The sequence below is a fragment of the Actinospica acidithermotolerans genome (assembly GCF_018139625.1).
Lineage (GTDB): Bacteria > Actinomycetota > Actinomycetes > Streptomycetales > Catenulisporaceae > Actinospica > Actinospica acidithermotolerans.
Map to the genome: position 1 here is coordinate 1 of NZ_JAGSOH010000218.1, position 5,191 is coordinate 5,191.

General features: G+C 71.7%; 5 protein-coding genes. 2 read left to right on the top strand and 3 right to left on the bottom strand.

Annotated features, from left to right (window positions below; translation table 11 throughout):
* Window positions 1-93 precede the first annotated feature (93 nt).
* Window positions 94-852 (top strand): class I SAM-dependent methyltransferase, encoded by a 759-nt coding sequence (locus tag KDK95_RS33890; protein ID WP_212522457.1) that lies wholly within the window; start codon window positions 94-96, stop codon window positions 850-852.
* Here KDK95_RS33890 and KDK95_RS33895 read toward each other — a convergent pair.
* On the bottom strand, window positions 849-1,730 hold the full coding sequence (locus KDK95_RS33895) for a hypothetical protein (protein WP_212522458.1): 882 nt from the start codon (window positions 1,728-1,730) through the stop codon (window positions 849-851). The genes KDK95_RS33890 and KDK95_RS33895 overlap by 4 nt on opposite strands.
* Window positions 1,731-1,852: 122 nt before the next feature.
* Here KDK95_RS33895 and KDK95_RS33900 point away from each other — a divergent pair, with 122 nt between their 5' ends.
* Complete coding sequence (locus KDK95_RS33900; RefSeq protein ID WP_212522459.1) at window positions 1,853-3,142, top strand: MFS transporter; 1,290 nt, start codon at window positions 1,853-1,855, stop codon at window positions 3,140-3,142.
* Here KDK95_RS33900 and KDK95_RS33905 read toward each other — a convergent pair.
* Both KDK95_RS33905 and KDK95_RS33910 read right to left on the bottom strand, forming a co-directional pair.
* The gene (locus KDK95_RS33905) at window positions 3,057-4,106 is read right to left on the bottom strand and encodes a tetratricopeptide repeat protein (RefSeq protein ID WP_212522460.1); all 1,050 of its coding nucleotides are present in this window, start codon (window positions 4,104-4,106) and stop codon (window positions 3,057-3,059) included. The two genes, KDK95_RS33900 and KDK95_RS33905, sit on opposite strands and share 86 nt — an antisense overlap.
* Window positions 4,103-5,191 (bottom strand): ATP-binding protein (locus KDK95_RS33910; RefSeq protein ID WP_212522461.1); only part of this gene is annotated, 1,089 nt, incomplete at its 5' end. The genes KDK95_RS33910 and KDK95_RS33905, both read right to left, overlap by 4 nt.

Sequence of the window (5,191 nt, forward strand, 5' to 3'; positions counted from 1 at the left end):
CCCCGCCCCCTTGCGCCGGACCGGACGGGCACGTATCTTCTCGATGTATCGAACCGATACATCGAGAAGATACGTAATCCGGAGGGGTCCGCGATGAGGCGAACGAACTACGACACCGAGCAGCACCAGGACTACGCGCGCGGCCGTGCGCTGACGGAACAGCAGATGCGGGCGTGGATGCGCGCTTTCGCCGATCGTCTGCCCGAGCGGCGTCCGCTCGCCGGTCTGGACGTCGGGTCCGGCACCGGGCGTTTCGCCCCAGCCCTCGCGGCCGAGTTCGGGCCGGTGACCGGTGTCGAGCCGTCGATCCGGATGCGCGAGGTGGCGCAGGCGCATTCACGGCATCCCGAGGTGCGGTATCTCGCGGGCTCGGCGGAGGAGATACCGGCGCCGACCGGCAGCGCCGACTACGCCGTCCTCCTGCAGTCCTGGCATCACGTGCAGGACAAGCCTCGGGCGGCGCGCGAACTGGCCAGGGTGGTCAAGCCCGGCGGCCGGCTGATCGTGCGCACCGGATACAGCGACCACATGCCGCGGATCTGGTGGCTCTCGCACTTCCCGAACGGGCTCGAGACCGACGCCACGCTGTTCCAGCCGCTGCACGAGGTCATCGCGACGCTGACCGCGGCCGATTGGCGGGTCGTCAGCTTCAGCCCGTTCACCGAGCCGTCCGTGGGTACGCGCGGCGAGCAGCTTGAACAGCTGCGCCTGCGCACGCACTCGATCTTCGGCTACCTCACCGACGACCAGCTGGAGACCGGCTTCCGGCGCCTCGAGAAGGTCGTCGGGGCCGACCCCGCCGCCCCGGCGCCCGAGGACCCCGCTCCGCTGCTCACCCTCGAACGCCGCTAACCGAGGCTGTCGCGGCCGCGGCCCCCGGCTGCGACGGCGGCCCTGTCCCGTTTGCCGGCCAGCCGCAGATCGCGGAGGTTCCAGCCCACGCCGCGGGGGTCGGCCTCGCTCGTCGCCGCGCGGAAGAGCTCGGCGGCGCGGCGCATGGAGAGGCGGGCATGGCCGCTGTACGGGCATCGATCGGCCGCGGCGACGCGCGCCGTAGCGCGGCGCTCGGTCAGGAACAGGGGGCCGTTCGTGCGGCCGATCGTGAGCAGCGGCAGGAGCTTCGCGGATCGATCGCCCCAGACGATGCGGTCCACCCGCCGGGGAGTGCCGCCCTTCCGTCGAATCCTGCGAAGGCCGAGGTCGAGGTCCGATACGTCGAGCGCGAGCAGGTGTTCGGCGGGAGCGGTGGTCTCGTAGATCAGCTGCCAGAGTGCCTGCTCGCGGAGCGGGGCCCGCAGCGCGAAGACCCGGGCCGGATCGACGTCCGCCGACGTCTCGGGCGCGACCCGGCCGCCATCGCGCGACGTCACGTGACCCTTCAGCGCCTGCTCCGCCTGCGGCCCGATCCATCCGCGCGCCGCCCACCAGTGCGCGGCGTTGCGCAGAATCGACACCTCGCGCTCGTAGGTCCGCCGGTCGATGTACATCAGTGCCCTGCGAGCCGCGGCCTCTTGCACGACCGCTGTCGCGGCGTCGCCGTCGAGGCGCGAGAGGGCGACGACGGGAATCGGAGCGCCGCGTCGGGCGGAACCGGTCGGCGGAATGCGGCCGACGAGGAGCCAACCCCACGTCGAGAGCGTGACCCGGTAGACGCGCTGGGATGCGGGGGAGAGGCGCGAACCCGCGAGGTACCGGTCCACGGCCACGACGTACTCGACCGGCCTTTCCATCGCCTCTCCCGCAGTAAATGAACCGGCTATCGCGGTAAACAGATCTCTCTTTGCTTGCAGCATCACCGTAGCAGGCCGTTCTCCTTGTCCCGGTCCGCCGGAAAGACGCACTCTCATGAGTCATGAAGACTCAACTCCGGGGCTCCTCATTCCGGCGCTATTCGCTCGGCTACGCGACCTCGCTGATCGGCACCGCGATGGCCGGCCCGGCCAACGTCTTCGCGTTCCTGGACACCGGGCACGGCGCGGACGGGCTCGGGCTGGTGCTGGCCGCCGGGATCGTGCCGATCCTGCTGTGCCTGCCGGTCGCCGGAGTCGTGGCGGACCGGATCGGTGCCCGCCGCGTCATCCTGTTCGCCGACAGCCTGCGCTGCCTGAACCGCGCGGCGTTCACCGCCACGCTGCTGCTCGTGCACCGGCCGCCGGTGTGGGTGTTCGTGCTCTTCATCTGCGTGCAGAACTCGGGTGACGGGTTCTTTCTACCGGCCTACAACGCCCTGATCCCGCGACTCGTCGACGAGGACGCGCTGGTCTCGGCGAACGCGCAGATGAGTGTCGCCCGGTCCGCCACCTCGGTCGTTGGGCCGTCGCTGTCCGGCGTGCTCGTCGCGGCGTTCGGGCCTGCGCTCGTGCTCGGCCTCGACTCGCTGAGCTACGCCGTCTCCTTCGTCGCGCTGCTCGGCATCCCGGTCTCGCTCCCGCCGGCGACGGGCGAGCGCCCGCGATTCGGCCGTGACCTGCGCGAAGGCTGGTCCGTCTTCGCCGCGCACCCGTGGTACTGGATGCAGACGGTGCAGTTCGCGCTCTTCAACTTCGTCGTCTGGGCGCCGTTCCTCGTGCTCGGCCCGACGCTCTCGGCCGGGCACTACGGCGGTGCGCGCGCATGGGGCCTGACCATCGGCTGCCTCGGGCTCGGCCAGGTCATCGGCGGCGGCGTCCTGCTGCGCCGCTGGGTGACTCCGAGGCATCCGCTACTGATCAGCATCATCACCTCGGCGGCGTACGCACTGGCCCCTGGAGCCTTCGCGCTGAGGTTGCCGCTCGCCTCGATCGCCGGGCTGATGGTCGTCTCGGGAGCGGGGACCGCGATCTCCGGGACGCTGGCCGCGTCCGTCGCCCAGCGCGTCCTGCCGGAGGAGGCCTTGGCGCGGGTGAGCTCGTACAACGTGCTCGGCGCCTACGCGCTCGGACCGATCGGGCTCGCGATCGCGGCGCCGATCGGCGGCCATCTCGGGTACCCGACGGTCCTCGGCTTCGGCGCCGTCTACCAGTCGGCCTCGGTCGCGCTGCTGCTCGCGATCCCGGCGGCCCGCCGTATCGAAACCGCTACTCGACCCGCGGAGCCGACTTCCGCGTCATCGTGCGCACCTGCGCCGAGACGGCCCACAGCAGAAGCGTCACCAGGAAGCTGATCGCGGAGTACTGATCCGTGATCCGGAACAGCTGCACGATCGTCCCGAGCGTGATGAACAGCATCGCCGCCGTCAGCAGCGCGACGCACAGGTGCACGCGCCGGTCCATCCGGAAGAACCGCCAGCCGTACGAGCCGACCGCCCGCCGCGCCGACCACGCGGTGTACGCCGGACCCGCCAGCAGGAGCGCGGCGAGCACCGATCCGAGTATCCGCTGGCCGAAGCCGCCGAGCACGGGGGCGATGGCGTCCACCGCGTCCACCGCGAGCACGCTCAGCCACGTCAGCCGCCAGATCCGGCTCAGCAGGATCGAGTCGATGTTGCGGCGGGCCAGCTCCTGATGCGGATCGGAGCTCAGTGCCCTGCGGAAGCCGCGCAGCGCACGCGACCAGCGGTGCGCCGAACGGTCAAGCACGGCCAGGTTGTTCAGCGCCATCGCATGCTGCGGATTGAGCTCCAGCACCCTCAGGTACGCGGCCCGCGCGTCCTGTTCGCGGCCGACCGCCTGGTAGGTGAGCGCGCAGGCGAAGTGCGTGTCCGGGCTGTCCGGGCCGAGCTCGCGGGAGAGCTCGGCCGGGGCTATCGCGCGCCGCGGATCGAAGTGGCAGACGCAGCGGGCCAGCAGCATGTGCCCGCGCCACTCGTTCGGCGCGAGCCGGGTCGCCTCCAGCGCGATGGTCGCGGCGAGCCGGAACTCGCCGCGCTTGTAGTGCATGTGCGACAGGACCCTGCGACCGTGCTCCGAGTCCGGGTCGGCGGCCACCGCGGCGCGCGCCGTGCTCACCGCCTCGTCCTGCCGGCCGACCGCGGACAGGCACAGCGCCGCGAGCCGCAGCGCCTCGGCGTCGTCCGGCTTGCCGGCCAGGATCCGGCTCACCACCTCGAGCGCCTCCGGCGCGCGCCCGAGATCGTACAGCTGCTGGGCGCGGTCGATCTCGACGTACGCGCTCGCCGTGTCCGTCACAGCATCCTGCGCTTCTTCAGGTAGGCGGCGAGGTCGTCGTAGACGCCTGATTCATTGGCGAACATGGCGACGTTGCGGGCGCTCTCCAGCCAGGCGCCGACCGAGGGGCGCACCTCGGCGACGGCGGCGTCCAGGTCGCCCATGCCGATCATCCTGACCTGGCCGGACCGCGCCGAGTCCATCAGCGCAAGCTCGGCGGCCGTCTCGCACACGTGGGCCAGGTCGGCGCCCGAGTAGCCCTCGGTCTTCTTGGCGAGCGCGCCCAGCTTCACGCCGCCGACCGGCCGGTCCTTCAGGTGGTGGCGCAGGATCGCCTCGCGTGCGGGCTGGTCCGGCGGCAGCACGAGCAGCGTGCGGTCGAGACGGCCGGGGCGGCGCAGCGCCACGTCCACGTCCCACGGCGCGTTCGTCGCCGCGAGCACGAAAACGCCCTCGTTGGCCGCGTCCACGCCGTCGAGCTCGGTCAGGAACTGGTTGACCACGCCGCGCGCCGCGTTGTTGCGCAGCTGGCTGCGCTTCTGCCCGATGGCGTCGATCTCGTCGAAGAACAGCACGCACGGGGCGTTGCGCCGGGCCGTCGCGAAGATCTCGCTCAGGTTGCGCTCGCTGTTGCCGATGTACATGTCGAGGATGTCGGCCAGCGTCACCGAGATGAAGCTCGCGCCGAGTTCGCCGGCGACGGCGCGCGCGATGAAGGTCTTGCCGCAGCCGGGCGGCCCGTAGAGCAGCAGGCCGCCCTTGAGCGACTTGTGGTAGACGCGGCTGAGCTCCGGATTGCGCATCGGCGCCAGGAAGGCGACCTCGAGCCGCCGCTTGACCTGCTCCATCCCGCCGACGTCGGCCAGGCTCACCGAGGCGGACTCGAGGTCGAAGGCGGGCTCGGTCAGCCGCTCGCCGTCGTCGCCGACGAACAGCGGCTGGGCGAGATCGCCCAGGTCCCCGAGGTCGCGGGCCGCGGCGTCCCAGTCGAAGGACTCCTCCGCGTCGCCGGGTACCCGGCTCTGGCCCGGCACCGTCTTCTCGGTCTCCGCCGCGCTCGGCGCGACCGGCTCGAGCTGCGCGGGCCCGGCGGCCGGGGGCGGGGG

Coding starts and splice junctions, on each gene's coding strand:
- KDK95_RS33890 (WP_212522457.1), top strand. CDS start 94: ATGAGGCGAACGAACTACGACACCGAGCAGCACCAGGACTACGCGCGC.
- KDK95_RS33895 (WP_212522458.1), bottom strand. CDS start 1,730: ATGGAAAGGCCGGTCGAGTACGTCGTGGCCGTGGACCGGTACCTCGCG.
- KDK95_RS33900 (WP_212522459.1), top strand. CDS start 1,853: ATGAAGACTCAACTCCGGGGCTCCTCATTCCGGCGCTATTCGCTCGGC.